The sequence below is a fragment of the Aurantimonas litoralis genome, assembly GCF_026153195.1.
Lineage (GTDB): Bacteria > Pseudomonadota > Alphaproteobacteria > Rhizobiales > Rhizobiaceae > Aurantimonas > Aurantimonas coralicida.
Map to the genome: position 1 here is coordinate 691,522 of NZ_JAPFBM010000001.1, position 14,446 is coordinate 705,967.

General features: G+C 70.1%; 16 protein-coding genes. 7 read left to right on the forward strand and 9 right to left on the reverse strand.

Features of this window, described 5'->3' with window-relative positions:
• Positions 1 to 5: 5 nt before the first annotated feature.
• Positions 6 to 890, forward strand: a complete 885-nt coding sequence (yddG, locus tag N7I30_RS03315) for an aromatic amino acid exporter YddG (RefSeq protein WP_491372515.1) — start codon at positions 6 to 8, stop codon at positions 888 to 890.
• Here the strand turns inward: yddG and N7I30_RS03320 are convergent.
• Both N7I30_RS03320 and gloB read right to left on the reverse strand, forming a co-directional pair.
• A complete protein-coding gene (locus N7I30_RS03320; RefSeq protein ID WP_498636675.1) occupies positions 887 to 1,339 on the reverse strand; it encodes a cupin domain-containing protein in 453 nt (150 codons plus the stop codon). The genes yddG and N7I30_RS03320 overlap by 4 nt on opposite strands.
• Positions 1,339 to 2,109 (reverse strand): hydroxyacylglutathione hydrolase, encoded by a 771-nt coding sequence (gene gloB / locus N7I30_RS03325; RefSeq protein WP_498636677.1) that lies wholly within the window; start codon positions 2,107 to 2,109, stop codon positions 1,339 to 1,341. The genes N7I30_RS03320 and gloB overlap by 1 nt, the downstream gene beginning before the upstream one ends.
• 329 nt (positions 2,110 to 2,438) lie before the next feature.
• Between gloB and N7I30_RS03330 the strand changes: the two genes are divergently transcribed.
• Positions 2,439 to 3,053 (forward strand): class I SAM-dependent methyltransferase, encoded by a 615-nt coding sequence (locus N7I30_RS03330; protein ID WP_498636679.1) that lies wholly within the window; start codon positions 2,439 to 2,441, stop codon positions 3,051 to 3,053.
• A gap of 18 nt (positions 3,054 to 3,071) precedes the next feature.
• Here N7I30_RS03330 and N7I30_RS03335 read toward each other — a convergent pair whose 3' ends face one another.
• The gene (locus N7I30_RS03335; protein ID WP_498636681.1) at positions 3,072 to 4,112 is read right to left on the reverse strand and encodes a helix-turn-helix domain-containing protein; all 1,041 of its coding nucleotides are present in this window, start codon (positions 4,110 to 4,112) and stop codon (positions 3,072 to 3,074) included.
• A gap of 133 nt (positions 4,113 to 4,245) precedes the next feature.
• Here N7I30_RS03335 and N7I30_RS03340 point away from each other — a divergent pair, with 133 nt between their 5' ends.
• Positions 4,246 to 5,295: an alpha/beta hydrolase family protein gene (locus N7I30_RS03340; RefSeq protein ID WP_498636683.1), complete on the forward strand. Its 1,050-nt coding sequence runs from the start codon at positions 4,246 to 4,248 to the stop codon at positions 5,293 to 5,295.
• A 66-nt stretch (positions 5,296 to 5,361) separates the two neighbouring features.
• Here the strand turns inward: N7I30_RS03340 and N7I30_RS03345 are convergent, their stop codons facing one another.
• From N7I30_RS03345 to metX, 3 genes are read right to left on the reverse strand one after another with little or no spacing between them, the layout of a single operon-like run.
• Positions 5,362 to 6,030, reverse strand: a complete 669-nt coding sequence (locus N7I30_RS03345) for a YoaK family protein (RefSeq protein ID WP_498636685.1) — start codon at positions 6,028 to 6,030, stop codon at positions 5,362 to 5,364.
• Positions 6,031 to 6,077: 47 nt separating this feature from the next.
• Positions 6,078 to 6,731, reverse strand: coding sequence for a methionine biosynthesis protein MetW (gene metW, locus N7I30_RS03350; RefSeq protein WP_155898416.1), 654 nt, complete (start codon positions 6,729 to 6,731; stop codon positions 6,078 to 6,080).
• Positions 6,732 to 6,733: 2 nt separating this feature from the next.
• Entirely contained in the window at positions 6,734 to 7,915 is a 1,182-nt protein-coding gene (gene metX, locus N7I30_RS03355) for a homoserine O-acetyltransferase MetX (protein WP_228240052.1), read from the reverse strand.
• Positions 7,916 to 8,170: 255 nt separating this feature from the next.
• Here metX and pheA point away from each other — a divergent pair, with 255 nt between their 5' ends.
• The 3 genes from pheA (at position 8,171) to N7I30_RS03370 (ending at position 11,183) form a co-directional block, all read left to right on the forward strand.
• The gene (gene pheA, locus N7I30_RS03360) at positions 8,171 to 8,968 is read left to right on the forward strand and encodes a chorismate mutase (protein ID WP_498636687.1); all 798 of its coding nucleotides are present in this window, start codon (positions 8,171 to 8,173) and stop codon (positions 8,966 to 8,968) included.
• Between the two features lie 164 nt (positions 8,969 to 9,132).
• Positions 9,133 to 10,230 carry a histidinol-phosphate transaminase gene (hisC, locus tag N7I30_RS03365; protein ID WP_498636689.1) on the forward strand — a complete coding sequence of 366 codons (1,098 nt, stop codon included), beginning with the start codon at positions 9,133 to 9,135 and terminating at the stop codon, positions 10,228 to 10,230.
• Positions 10,227 to 11,183 carry a prephenate/arogenate dehydrogenase family protein gene (locus tag N7I30_RS03370; protein ID WP_498636691.1) on the forward strand — a complete coding sequence of 319 codons (957 nt, stop codon included), beginning with the start codon at positions 10,227 to 10,229 and terminating at the stop codon, positions 11,181 to 11,183. The genes hisC and N7I30_RS03370 overlap by 4 nt, the downstream gene beginning before the upstream one ends.
• Here the strand turns inward: N7I30_RS03370 and N7I30_RS03375 are convergent, their stop codons facing one another.
• Positions 11,184 to 12,203: a DUF2125 domain-containing protein gene (locus N7I30_RS03375; RefSeq protein WP_498636693.1), complete on the reverse strand. Its 1,020-nt coding sequence runs from the start codon at positions 12,201 to 12,203 to the stop codon at positions 11,184 to 11,186.
• 58 nt (positions 12,204 to 12,261) lie between these two features.
• Between N7I30_RS03375 and N7I30_RS03380 the strand changes: the two genes are divergently transcribed.
• Entirely contained in the window at positions 12,262 to 12,780 is a 519-nt protein-coding gene (locus N7I30_RS03380; RefSeq protein WP_188075932.1) for a gamma-glutamylcyclotransferase, read from the forward strand.
• Between the two features lie 16 nt (positions 12,781 to 12,796).
• On the opposite strand, the gene N7I30_RS03385 is transcribed toward N7I30_RS03380, so the two are convergent.
• Positions 12,797 to 13,558, reverse strand: a complete 762-nt coding sequence (locus N7I30_RS03385) for a lysophospholipid acyltransferase family protein (RefSeq protein WP_187391405.1) — start codon at positions 13,556 to 13,558, stop codon at positions 12,797 to 12,799.
• Between the two features lie 121 nt (positions 13,559 to 13,679).
• Complete coding sequence (locus tag N7I30_RS03390) at positions 13,680 to 14,420, reverse strand: YdcF family protein (RefSeq protein WP_498636695.1); 741 nt, start codon at positions 14,418 to 14,420, stop codon at positions 13,680 to 13,682.
• Between the last annotated feature and the right edge of the window lie 26 nt (positions 14,421 to 14,446).

Genomic DNA, 14,446 nt, shown 5'->3' on the forward strand with positions numbered 1-14,446 from the left:
GGGACATGGGCACGATACTGGGTTTTGCGGCGGTCCTGATGTGGGCCGTCCTGGCACTTCTGACGGCGCGCAGCGGCGCGGTCCCGCCGTTCCAGCTGGCGGCCATGACCTTCCCCATCGCCGCCGTGATCGGCGTCGTTGCCCTGAGGCTGCGCGGCGGCAGCCTCGCCGTCTTCCGCCAGCGGCCGGCCGTGTGGCTCCTCGGCGTCGGCGGCCTGTTCGGCTACCATGCGCTGTATTTCGCCGCCCTGCGCAACGCGCCGGCGGCCCAGGCCGGGCTGATCGCCTATCTCTGGCCGCTGCTGATCGTACTCGGCTCGGCCGCCCTGCCCGGCGAACGCCTGCGCTGGTTCCACATTGTCGGCGCCCTCTGCGGCCTTGCCGGCGCGGCGCTGATCGTCACCGGCGGCGGGGCGCTGGCCTTCTCCCCCGACTACGCGCTCGGCTACGGCCTTGCCGGCCTCTGCGCCCTCACATGGTCCAGCTACTCGCTGCTGTCGCGGCGCTTCGGCGACGTGCCGAGCGACGTGGTCACCGGCTTCTGCGCGGTCACGGCGGTGCTGTCGCTCCTCGCCCATCTCGCCTTCGAGACCACGGTCTGGCCGCAGACGGGCGGCGAGTGGATCGCGGTGCTGCTGCTCGGCCTGCTGCCGGTCGGCGGCGCCTTCTATGTCTGGGACTACGGGGTCAAGCACGGCGACATCCAGGTGATCGGCGCGGCGAGCTATGCCGCGCCGCTCCTGTCGACGCTGGTGCTGATCGCGGCGGGCGAGGCGGCGCTGTCGGGCACCATCGTCGTCTCGGCGATCCTGATCACGCTGGGGGCCTGCCTCGCCGCGCTGCCGCTGTTCCGGCGGCTGCTACGGCGCGGCGAAGCGGTGGCGCGCTAGCTCCCGGAGGCCTTGCGCGGCGTCGGCCGCCAGTTCTCCGGCGCCATCTCGAAGGAGGCGAAGTCGAAGCCCGGCGCCACGGTGCAGCCGACGAGGGTGTATTCGCCAAGGCTCGTCGCGGTCTGCCAGCAGCCGGCAGGCACGACGAATTGCGGCCGCTCGCCGGCCTCGACATCGGGGCCCAGCCGGTGCGCCGAGGCGTCGTGGCCGTTCTGCGAGATGGTGATCACCAGCGGCGCGCCGCCATACCAGTGCCAGACCTCGGCAGCATCAGTCACCCGGTGCCATTCCGAGGTCTCGCCGGCTTCCAAGAGATAGTAGATCGCCGTGGAGGCTGCCCGGCCGCCCTCCCCTTTGGCCTCGTCGCGGAAGGTCTCGCAATACCAGCCGCCCTCGGGATGCGGCTTCAGGTCGAGCGTGCGGACGAGGTGCAGCGCTTTCAGGCTCATCAGTAACCATCCCGCTTCTTGCGGATGGCCGCGAAGACCTCCGCCGGTTGTGCGTCTTCCATGCCCATGGCCGCCTTCAGCTCCGGGTCGTCGGCCCGCAGGAACGGATTGGTCTTCTTCTCGCGTCCGAGCGACACCGGCAGGGTCGGCTTGCCCTCGACCCGCAGATGCTCGACCTCCTTCACCCGCTCCTGCAGCGCCAGGTTCTGCGGATCGATATCGATGGCGCAGCGGGCGTTGGTGGCGGTGTATTCGTGGCCGCAATAGAGCATCGTGTCGTCCGGCAGGGCGCGCAGCCGCTGCAGCGAGTCCCACATCATCGCCGCATCGCCCTCGAACAGGCGGCCACAGCCGAGCGAGAACAGCGCATCGGCGGCAAACAGCGCCTTGGCGTCGGGGATGTAGTAGGAGACCTCGCCCAGCGTGTGGCCCGGCGTGTCGATCGCCTCGACGCGGATGCCGCCGACATCGAGCGTGTCGCCGCCCGAGGCCGTACGGTCGATGCCGGGAATGCGGTCGCGCTCCTTGGCCGGGCCGATGATCTCGACCTGGAAGCGCGCCTTCAGCGCCTGATTCGCCTCGACATGGTCGCCGTGATGATGGGTCGTCAGGATGTGGGTCAGCGTCCAGCCGGCCGCCTCCAGCGCATCGAGGATCGGCTGTTCCTCCGGCGCGTCGATGGCGATCGTGGTGCCGGTGTCCCCGTCGTGCACCAGCACGCCGAAATTGTCGCTCCGGCAGCCGAACTGGCGGATCTCGATCGAAGCCATAAGCACTCGTCCCCCTCTGATTGATGCTGCCCTGCGAGTTAGGGCAGCATGGCGCGATGTCAGCCGCCATCCGGCGTCGTCCCACGCGCCGATCACGCGACGGGAGTTTCGAGCCAGCTTGCAATCGTTCTATGTAAGGATCGCGAGATCGCTGGCGGGACGGGCGCCGAACCGGAGAGCACACACTGACGACCAATGCCGACATCGTCGACCTGCGCGACTTCTACGCCTCGCCCCTGGGCGCGGCGGCCGCGCGGGCCGTCTCGCTGGCGCTGACGCCCCTGTGGCGGCCGATCTCGCAGGAGCGGCTGGTCGGCCTCGGCTATGCGGTGCCCTATATCGACCGCTTCGCAGCCGATGCAGAGCGGGCGCTGGCCTTCATGCCGGGCGCCCAGGGCGCGCAGGTCTGGCCGGCCGGCGCCGCGTCGCTGACCGCGCTGATCGGCATCGAGGACCTGCCGCTGGGCGATGCCTCGGTCGACCGCGTCCTCATCGTCCATGCCCTGGAATTCGCCGAGAGCCCGGAGGCGATGCTGGCCGAGGCCTGGCGGGTGCTGGCGCCGGGTGGGCGCATCGTCATCGTCGCCCCCCACCGCCGCGGCATCTGGGCGCGCTTCGAGCACACGCCCTTCGGCTCGGGCCGGCCGTGGTCGCGCGGCCAGCTGACCCGCCTTTTGCGCGCCACCATGTTCACGCCCACCGCCTGGTCGCAGGCGCTGCTCTTCCCGCCCTTCCAGCGGCGGTCCATGCTGGGCTTCGCCACGCCGCTGGAACGGATCGGCCGCGATCTGTGGCCGGTCTTTGCCGGCGCGGTGATCATCGAGGCGACGAAGCAGCTGTATCGCGGCGTGCCGGTGACCTCGATGGCGAGAGAACGCCGCCGGGCGATCAAGCCGGTGCTGGTGCCGGCCGGCGCCAGCGCGGGCGCCCGGCTGTTCCGCTAGCCGCCACGTCGCCCGCTCTCAGGCCTGCGCCGTCACGCGCCGTGGCGCGTCCGGCGCGTTGGCTGCCTGCCACGCCCCCGGCGCCATCCCGGTCACCCGCAGGAACTCGCGGTTGAAGTTCGACTTGGTGTTGAAGCCGCTGTCCAGCATGGCAACTGTCACGCTTTCGCCGGCCGTCAGGCGCGCGCAGGCATGGCGGATGCGGAAGCCGTTGACGTAGCGCGAGACGTTCTCGCCGGTGGTCCGGTTGATCGCCGTCGACAACCGCTTCGCCGGCACCAGCAGCCGCCGCGACAGGCGCTCGAGAGTGAGATCGGCGTCGAGATAGAGCGCCCCCTCGGCGACCAGCGCGTCGAGCCGCGCCATGATCTCGGCATCCTGCCGGACATCCTCCGAGGTCGGCCCGGCCGCCGGCTTCTCCTCCGCCGCTGCCGCTGCATCGCCGCCCGCAAGGCTCTGCGACAGGCACAGGGCGCCGACGAGGCCGAGCGAGAGCGAGGAGAACAGGCTGATGATCAGCGGCTGCGTCCATCCGGCGCCCGAGAATTGCAGCACCCCGATCAGCCCGTCGCTGACGGCCGACAGGATCAGCGCCAGCGCGATGACGCTCCACACGCGGCCCGGCCGGTCGGCCGTCTCCAGCCGGGTCAGCGGCAGGCTGTCGGCGCCGGCCCGCACCGCGACGAGGATCGCTGCGCCATAGGCCAGGAAGAGCCCCGGCACGACCAGATCGAGCAGGACGGGCGCGAAGGCGACGCAGAAAGCGGTGAAGACCGGCCCGGCCAGATGCGGCAGCGCGCGCCCCGGATCGAAGCGCCGCACCGCCGTCGCCTGGAAGGTGGCGAAGGCCAGCGGCGGAATGATCGTCGCGGTCACCGGCTGGACGAGGCGCAGACCCGTCAGCCCGTAATATTGCGCCAGCGAGATCACCACGCCCTGCAGCGCGCAGGCGGCCAAAAGCAGCAGGAACAGCCACGGCCGGTCCTTCTTCAGGGCGGCGTGCAGCAGCAGGAAGCCCAGGATCAGGGAGACGACCAGCGGGATCGGCAGAACGAGCATGGCGAAATGACCTCGGTTCACCGCGACCTAGACCAAAAACCGGTTCGGCTCGACCTGAAACCGGTTTTCGGACGCCGATCCGGGACGCGCCGGCCATGCAGAACGGGTCAGTCCAACCCGAAAGGATCACCCCATGTCCCGTTCGCTCATCGCCGCCGCATTCCTCGCCGGCCTCGTCGGTTCCGCCGTCGCCGAACCGCTGGCCGGTTACGACCGGCTGACCGTCGCGGCACCGCATCGCCCGGCGCCGCTCGCCGCCTCGCTCTGGTACCCGCTCGGCACCCCGACCTATCGCGGCATCGTCGGCGAGAACGCGGTGTTCGAGGGCACCGAAGCCTATGTCGGCGCCGCCATCGCCAAGGGGCGCTTCCCCCTCGTCCTCCTGTCGCACGGGTCGGGCGGCAACATGGACAATCTGTCCTGGCTGTCGGCGCAGCTCGCCGCCCGCGGCGCCATGGTGCTGGCGGTCAACCATCCCGGCAGCACCACCGGCGATTCCTCGCCGCGCCGGTCGATCCTTCTGAGCGAACGCGCCGCCGATCTGACGGCCGCGCTCGACGCCATCCTCGCCGATCCGGCCTTCGCACCGCATGTCGACGCGGCGCGTATCGCCTCGCTGGGCTTTTCCCTCGGCGGCGCGACGGCGCTGAACCTTGCCGGCGCGCGGCTCGATCGCCAGGCCTATCGCGACTATTGCGCCCGGCTCGGCGACCGCGCGGCCGATTGCGTGTTCTTCGCCAAGGGCGGGGTGGATCTCGCCGCCCTGCCCGACGACTGGGAGCGCGACATGCGCGACGCGCGGATCGCCGCGGCGGTCGCCATCGATCCGGGCATGAGCTACGCGATCACGCCGGACAGCATCGCCGCGATGGCTCTGCCGGTGCTGCTGGTCAATCTCGGCGACGAGACCCGCTGGCCGGCCATCGACGTCAGCGCCGCGGGCAGCGATCTCGTCGCCCGCCTGCCCGACGCCAGCTATGCGGCGGTCGCACCGGGCAACCACTTCACCTTCCTCGCCGAATGCAAGCCGGAAGCGCCGGCCCTGCTCATCGCCGAGGGTGAGGATCCGATCTGCGACGAACCCGCCGGCACCGACCGGGCCCGCGCCCATGCCGAGATCGCCGCCCTCATCGCGGCCTTCCTCGGCCTCGACGCCGACGCACCGCCGGCCATCACGAACTGAAGTAGCCTTCACGAGGACACCGGAACCGGGACCGCGCCCCGGTTCCGGCCATCGCGGCGATGCCGCTCAGCCGGCCGGCCGGATCATGTCGCGCAGCGGCTCCGCCGGCCCCATGCGATGGGCAAGCCAAGCGAGGAGTGCGGCGACGGCGACGGCGGGGACGAGGCTGACCGCCTCGAAGGCAGCATGCGCCAGGGCGCCGAGCGTGGCGCCCGCCAGGAGGCCTGTCCACAGCAGGAGATACGGCACCCAGCCGAAGCGTTTGCCGCCGAGGCAGGCATTGGCGATGTGCTGGCCCAGCTTGACCAGCGTGCCGGTCATGTAGCTGACGCCGATGCTGACCTCGCCATTGCGCTGGAAGACGCAGTTCACTGTGCCCATCGCCGCCGCCAGCGTCAGCGACGCGTAAGGCCGCCCGACGGTCGCGTCGAGACCGGCGGCCACCGCCAGCAGCACCGCCACCTGGATCAGCACGGCGGCCTTGCGGGCCGTCCCCGCCACATGCGCCGTCAGCGAGCCGGCGACCACGCCGCCGACAAAGGCCGCGACGATCGCCAGGGCCAGCCCGGCAATGCCGGAGAGCTCGGCGAGCCCCACCGCCAGGCGGGTCGAATTGCCGCTCATGAAGGAGACGAACAGGCCGCCGAGCTTCAGAAAGCCGATCGCGTCGACATAGCCGGCGAGCGCCGCAAGGCAGGCGGCCAGGAACCAGCGGCGCGAATCGTAACGGGTCATGCGCCTGCCTGTCCCCGCCTCACCATCGACCGGCCCCCATCCTCACCCTAGCGCTTCAGGACGAACACCGCCTGCTGGCCGAACAGGTTCCAGAACGCCCAGGGCAGCTTCATGCCGATGCGCTGGCCGGTGGAGTTCAGCGCCATGGCCGTCTCCACCGTCGCGCCGACCTCCTCGGCCAGGGCGACGAAGTCGCGGATGGTGCAGAAATGGATGTTGGAGGTGTCGTACCAGGCCTGGTGCAGATTGCGGGTCACCGGCATGCGGCCGCGCAGCGCCACCCAGTAGCGGATCGACCAGTGGCCGAAATTCGGGAAGGAGACGATCGCCCGGTTGCCGATGCGCAGAAGCTCCGACAGGACCAGCTTGGGATTGCGCGTCGCCTGGATGGTCTGGGACAGGATGACATAGTCGAAGGCGTCGTCCGGATAGTGGACGAGATCGCGGTCGGCGTCGCCCTGGATCACCGACAGGCCGCGCGCGACGCATTCGTTGACGCCGGGCTGGCTCAGCTCCATGCCGCGGCCGTCCACCTGCCGGCGCTGCTCCAGGAGCGCCAGCAGCGCGCCGTCGCCGCAGCCGATGTCGAGCACCCGGCTGCCCGGCGTGACGAGGTCGGCGATGATCTCGAGGTCGACGCGCGTCGCCGCGTCCTTCGACACGCTCTCGCTGGTCGGCAGGGGTGCGTCGGCAAGCGCCATGGTCAAAGTCCCCGCGCCGTTGCGGCCGACGACACGAAGCCGTCGATCGCCGCGAAGAATTCCGGCTCGTCCAGGAGGAAGGCGTCGTGGCCGCGATCGGTGTCGATCTCGACGAAGGAGACCGAGGCGGCGGCGGCGTTCAGGGCATGCACCACGGCGCGGTTCTCCTCGGTCGGAAACAGCCAGTCGGACGAGAAGGAGACCATGCAGAACCTTGTCTTCGACCCGCGGAAGGCGTTGGCCAGCCGGCCCTCATAGTCCCCGGCGATGTCGAAATAATCCATGGCGCGGGTCATGTAGAGATAGGAATTGGCGTCGAAGCGGTCGACGAAGGTCATGCCCTGGTGGCGCAGATAGCTTTCGATCTGGAAGTCGGCGTCGAAGCCGAACCCGAGCTGGTCGCGGTCCTGCAGGTTGCGGCCGAATTTCCGCTGCAGGGCCATCTCCGACAGATAGGTGACATGGGCGGTCATGCGGGCCACGGCGAGCCCCTTGTGGGGCCGCTTGCCGAACTCGAAATAGCGCCCGCCCTGCCAGTCCGGATCGGCCATCACCGCCTGCCGGCCGACCTCGTGGAAGGCGATGTTCTGCGAGGAATGGCGGGCCCCGGTGGCGATCGGCAGCGCGGCGAAGACCCGCTCGGGGTAGCTCACCGTCCATTGCAGCACCTGCATGCCGCCCATCGAGCCGCCGATGACGGCGAACAGCGTGTCGATGCCCAACCGCTTCACCAGCATCGCCTGCGCCCGCACCATGTCGCGGATGGTGATCACCGGCAGGCCGAGGCCGTAGGGCTTGCCCGTCGCCGGGTCGATCGAGGCCGGGCCGGTCGAGCCCATGCAGCCGCCGATCACGTTGGAGCAGATGACGAAGTATTTCGACGTGTCGATCGGCTTGCCCTCGCCGATGATCGAGGACCACCAGCCGGGCTTGCCGGTCACCGGCGAGCGGCTCGCCGGATAATGGTCGCCGGTCAAAGCGTGGCAGACGAGGATGGCGTTCGACTTGTCGGCGTTCAGCGTGCCGTAGGTGTTGTAGGCGATCTGGAAGGGCGACAGGTCGCGGCCGGCGTCCAGATGCAGCGGCTCGTCGGGGCCGAAACGGGCGACCGGGCTCGAGGGTTCGTTGGCCTCGCGGCTGCCGAGGGAATAGTCGAGCTGTTCGCGGGAAGGTTCGGCGCTCATGGGTCTTACCGGCTGCTTGATCGCTGGCGCGAAAGGGCGGGCTGTCCGGCACGTCTCGTGGCGCCGGCGCGTCGTTCGCTGCCACAGATACGCACTGGGAGGCGTCGCGGCAATCGCGGCGACGCGGCGACCGCCCCTGCCGGCACGCTGCCTGCCCGTCGCGGGATGACTTTGCCAAGTGCGCGGCGGCCCGATACAAGCCGGCAGATCGTGAAGAATGGCGCGCGAGGGGCGCCGGAGGGGAGTGCCAGACAGATGAACGGACCCGCCAAGGCCGACCCGTCGCGGCTTGCCGAACTGAGAGCCAAGATCGACGCCATCGACGAGTCCGTGCACCGGCTTCTGATGCAGCGTGCGACCGTCATCGACGAGCTGATCGAGGTGAAGGGCACGGCCCGCAACGGCGCCGCCTTCCGCCCCGGCCGCGAGGCCGAGATGATGCGCCGGCTGGCCGGCCGCCACCAGGGCCATCTGCCGCTGACCGCCATCGAGCATCTGTGGCGCGAGATCATCTCCACCTTCACCGCCCTGCAGGCGCCGTTCGCCGTGCATGTCGCCGACGAGGGCGATCTGGTCGCGGCGGTCGAGACGGCGCGCTTCTATTTCGGCTTCTCCGTGCCGATGACCATCGACGGCTCCAGCCAGGACGTGATCGCGGCGATCGAGGACGGCGGCGACCGGCTGGGCATCGTGCCGATCGGTGCGGCCGGCCGGCCCTGGTGGCAGGGCTTCCGCTCGGCGCAGATCGTCGCACGACTGCCCTTCTTCGACGCGCCGGGCCGTCCCGCCGGCACGCCATGCCTCGTCGTCGCGCCGCCGCTGGCCGATCCGGTCCAGCCGGAAATCGCCTGTTACTGTGTCGACGGCCTGACCGGCATGGCGACGCCCGGCGACGGGGTGACGGTGATCGCCGAGGCGCCCTACGGCGCCGACCGCTTCAGCGCGCTGGTCGCCACCACCGGCGGCGAGGTAGCGGTGAAGGCGGCAATGGGCGACGGTCTCGACATCCGGCCGGTCGGGGGCTATGCGGCTCCTTTCCGGCTGCCGTCCTGACGACCATCGCGCCCACGCGCCCGGGCCGCCCGGGACGGCCGGACCGATCCCCGGATCGCGGCGCCTCCTGACGGGGCGTCCTCCGGGTCGTTGAATTGACGCGTCGGGCCCGCCGGAGCTGATCCGGCGCCAGGGGCCGACGCCGCAGCGAAAGAGTGCGGACGATGAGACCCGTTCCGACCAAGGGCGTCCTCGACATCGAGGCCTATGTCCCCGGCAAGAGCAAGGCGCCGGCCGGCGTGACGCTGCACAAGCTGTCGTCGAACGAGACGCCGCTCGGACCGCCGCCGGCGGCGCGCGAGGCGGCCGTGGCCGCGCTGACGCAGCTCGAGGTCTATCCCGACGGTCAGTCCTCCGCCCTCAAGGACGCCATCGCCGAGGTCCACGGTCTCGACGGTCGCCACATATTGTGCGGCAACGGTTCGGACGAGCTGCTCGGGCTTCTGTGCCAGTGCTATCTGGCGCCCGGCGACGAGGCGATCCACACCGAGCACGGCTTCCTGGTCTACCGCATCCAGATCCTGGCGCGCGGCGCGACGCCGGTCGCGGTCAAGGAAACCAACGCCACCGCCGATGTCGACGCGATCCTCGCCGCCGTCACCGAGAAGACGAAGCTGGTCTTCCTCGCCAATCCGAACAATCCGACCGGCACCTATCTGCCCTTCGACGAGGTGCGGCGGTTGCATGCCGGCCTGCCCGGCCACGTCATCCTCGTCCTCGACGCAGCCTATGCCGAATATGTCCGGCGCAATGATTACGGCGCCGGCATCGAGCTGGTCTCGTCTTCCGAAAACGTCGTGATGACCCGCACCTTCTCCAAGATCTACGGCCTTGCGGGTCTGCGGATCGGCTGGATGTACGGGCCGGAGGCGATCGTCGATGCGCTGGACCGGGTGCGCGGACCGTTCAACCTCAACGCTGCCGCTATCGCCGCGGGCGCCGCCGCCATCCGCGAGCGCGCCTTCGTCGAGAGCGCCGTCGACCACAATGCCCGCTGGCTGGAATGGACGACCGGCGCGCTGGAAGGTCTCGGTCTCACCGTGACCCCGAGCGTCGGCAATTTCGTTCTCGTCCATTTCCCCGACGCGCCGGGCCGCACCGCTGCCGATGCCGATGCCTTCCTGACGTCGAAGGGCTTCATCCTGCGCCGCGTTGCCGGTTACGGCTTCCCGAATGCGCTGCGCATGACCATCGGCACGGAAGAGGCCAATCGCGGCGCCGTCGCCGCCCTTGCCGATTTCCTCGGCCGGGGGCAGCCATGAGCGAGCCGCTGTTTCAGCGCGTCGCGCTGATCGGTATCGGCCTGATCGGCTCGTCGCTGGCGCACAATATCCGCGTCCGCAAGCTGGCCGCCCATGTCGCGATCACCACCCGCCGCGCCGCGACGCTCACGCGGGCCGAGGAACTGGGGCTGGGCGACAGCTACCATCTCGACGCCTCGGACGCGGTCCGGGACGCCGATCTCGTCATCCTGTGCGTGCCCGTCGGCTCCTGCGGCGCGGTCACCAAGGAGATCGCCGGCGCGCTGAAGCCCGGCGCGATCGTCAGCGATGTCGGCTCGGTGAAGGGCGCCATCGTCCAGCAGATGCAGCCGCATCTGCCAGGCCATGTGCATTTCGTTCCGGCCCATCCCATTGCCGGTACCGAGCAGTCGGGACCGGATGCCGGTTTCCTCGAACTGTTCGACAATCGCTGGTGCATCCTCACCCCGGTCGAGGGCACCGACGCGGACGCCGTCGCCAGGCTGCGCGCCTTCTGGGAGGCCTGCGGCTCGGACGTCGAGATCATGACGCCGGAGCACCACGATCTGGTGCTGGCGATCGTCAGCCACGTGCCGCATCTCATCGCCTACAACATCGTCGGCACCGCTGCCGATCTGGAGACGGTGACCCAGTCGGAAGTGGTGAAGTTCTCGGCCTCGGGCTTTCGCGACTTCACCCGCATCGCCGCCTCCGACCCGACCATGTGGCGCGACGTCTTCCTGACCAATCGCGACGCGGTGCTGGAGATGCTGGCGCGGTTTTCCGAGGACCTTGCCTCCCTGCAGCGGGCGATCCGCTGGGGCGACGGCGAGACGCTGTTCGACCTCTTCACCCGCACCCGGGCGATCCGGCGCGGCGTCATCGAGGCCGGGCAGGACACCGCCAAGCCCGATTTCGGCCGCGACCATTCCCCGGCCCCCTCGGCGGCGCCCACCACCACGCCGAAGGACTGATCACCGCAGCGGCGGGATTCGGCCGAGCGGAACGACGCCGGCGGCGACATTGCCGTTGCGCACATTGAGGCCGATGACGCTGCGGCCGTTCTCGCTGCGCCCGGCAAAGGACAGCGCCGTGGCGATGGTCTGGGCCGGCGACGCCAGATCCGGCGCGGCCGCCGCGACCAGCGCCGCGATGCGCGCGGGGTCTTGCACGGCGAGCTCGAAATCGCCGCTCAACAGGCCGTCGACGCCCACCGAGAACTCGCCCGACAGCGCCATTTCCGCGTCGCCGAAATCGATCGACAGCATCCGCAGCGCGCCCTCGCGGCCGGCCATGAGCTCGCCCAGCGTCGCCCCGGCGGCCCGCCCGCCGAGCCAGTCCGCCGCGCCGCGGATCGTCAGGTCGAGACCGGCCGTCGCCGGAGGCACCTCGGACAATTGCGGCACCAGGCTGCGGGTGTCGCGGCTCGACAGGGCGACGTCGAGATCGCCGTCGCGGCGGCGCAGATGCGCCTCGACCTGCGCGGCCTCGGCCAGCGGCAGTCGGTCGGCGGCCGGCTGGGTCAGCGCCACCACCGGCGCCTCGATCGTCAGCGCGGCCCGGTCCAGCCCCTCGGTCCAGAAGGACGCGCTCGCCTGCGCCAGTTGCCAGCGCAGCTCCAGCGGCGGCGCGTCCGCCGTGTCGACGATCAGCGGCGCGTCGAGTTCGGCGACCACCCGGTTGGGCTGGTAGATCTGGGCGGCGGTGCGCAGCGCACCGGACGTTGCCCGCACACCGTCGCGCGGCGCGTCCAGCGTCACCGCGTCGCAGCGCAGGCCGAGGCGGAACGGATAGCCGAAGACCGCCTGGTTGGCGCAGTCGATCGCGGTGCCGCGCGCCCGGGCATCCTCGATCACCCGGGCGACACGCGTGTCCAGCTGGTTCGCCAGATAGTACCAGGCGCCCGACAGGCCCGCCGCCAGAAGCACGACGATCGCGATGATCCAGAGATAGGCGCGACCGGCTTTCCCGGGGCCGCCGCTTGACGTCGCCATGGCGTTATCCTTTGAGGGCCCGACCGATATCGCGGACGGGCGGGGCATTTCGAGGGCAATGGACGATTTGTGGGTATTTGGCTACGGCTCGCTGATCTGGCGGCCGGGCTTCGACTTCACCGAACGCCTGCAGGCGCGGCTCGGCGGCTATCACCGGGCCCTGTGCGTGCGCTCCCACGTCCATCGCGGCACGCCGGAAAAGCCGGGGCTGGTCTTCGGCCTCGACCGGGGCGGCTCCTGCGTCGGCATGGCGTTCCGCGTGCCGGCCGCCGAGCGGGACCCCACCATCGCCTATCTGCGCGAGCGCGAGCTGGTCACCCATGTCTATCGCGAGATGACCCTGCCGGTCCGCCTGACCGACGGCCGCAGCGTGCGGGCCCTGACCTATGTGGTCGATCGCGGCCACAGCCAGTATGCCGGCCGCGTCACCGTGGAGCATGCCGCCGCGGTGGTGCAGCGCTCGCACGGCCAGTCCGGCGCCAATGTCGACTATGTGACGAGCGCCCTCGACCACATCCACGAGATGGGGCTGCGGGATTCCTGGCTCGAACAGGTGGTCGCGCACCTCCACCGCTAGTCCCGCCACGCGCGCCTCAGACGTCGCGCGGGCCCTGCGACGCCGGCAGGTGGCCGTCGCTGGCATAGGCCTCAGCCATCAGGTCGGCGGACCGCGTCTCGATGGAATCGCGCAGATGCGACAGGAAATCGGAGCGGTTCAGCCCCGGTTCGATGATTGGCAGATAGTCGGCCCGGATCGTGCCGGGACGGCGCAGGAAGGCGTGGCGTGGCCAGTAGAGGCCGGAATTCAGCGCCACCGGCACGACCGGCACCCCGACATCCTCGTACAGCCGGAACACGCCCTGGCGATAATCGGCGATCGCGCCGGGCGCGGTGCGCGTGCCTTCCGGGAAGATGACGATCTGCCGGCCCTCGGCGACGGCCTTGCGGGCGCCCTCGATCATCGAGGCGACGGCGCCGCCGCGCTTGGCCCGGTCGACCGGGATCATGCCCATATGGCCGGCCAGCCAGCCGAACAGCGGAATGCGCATCAGCTCCTTCTTCAGGATGAAGGTCGGCCGGTCGAGATCGGGAATGATGGCGAAGACGTCCCAGAAGGACTGGTGCTTGGCGGCGATGATCGACGGGCCCGCCGGCACATGCTCGGTGCCGGTGATCTTCGAGCGCACGCCGCCCACATGCTCGAGCAGCCAGACGCTGGAGCGGGCCCAGTTCTTGACGACCCACCAGCCCGTCGCCTCCGAGCCGAAGAACATCAGCGGACCGAGCACGATCATCTGGACGATCAGATTGACGTAGAACAAGACGTTGAAGGCGAGCGAGCGGACGAAGATCATGGCTGGAAGCGCCTCCGGCATGGGTCGGCGCGGCAGGGACGGACAGGATGGCAGGCCGGCGACGTGCCGACGCCATACGACGTCGGGCGGCGAGAATCGAGGGGCTTAGCGGCGGCCGGCCTCAGGGATCGAGACCGGCGAGTTCGGTGGCGACGCTGTCGGTCTGGGCGACGCCGAAGACCAGCCGCACCCGGGCGGCGATCAGCTTGGCATATTCGGTCAAAAGCACGCGCAGCCCGGCGGTGTTGGGCATCAGCTCCGCCGACCACAGGTCGTCGCGGCGCACGGCATAGGGGGTCACGGAGCGCAGCTCGCCGATGCGGTCGAACTCGCGCAGCGAGCGCGGCATGTGATAGTCGCTGGTCACCAGGATGAGGTCGCGGAAGCCCTGCTCGCGCGCCCAGTTGCGGGCGATCTCGGCATTGCCCACCGTGTTCAGCGCGGCGTAGTCGAGATCGACGCAGCAGGCGAAGAGATCGCGGTCGGTGTCGGTCATGCGGGCCAGCGTCGCGGCGCTGGTGCCCGGATTGACGCCGCTGATCAGGAGCCGCCGGCCGCGCCCCTCCTTCAACAGGTCGATCGCCTGGTCGATGCGCAGCGCGCCGCCGGTCAAAACGACGATGCCGTCCGCCGCGCCGATCGGCGCCGGCTTGGCCAGGAGGCTCACCTCCTCGGCAAAGCGCACGAAGCCGCCGGCCAGATAGCCGCCCAGAAGCACGCCGACGAGGACCGCCGCAAGGCACAGCCGCCGCACGCCCTTCGGCATCCAGCGATGCGACCGGCGCACCGGTTTGTCGCCGGGCGCGTCGCCGCCGGGGCCGGGGCCGGAAGAATGGGGGTGGGCCGATGACGCTAGGATCATCGGATCATGTTCCTCTCGGAATGCGA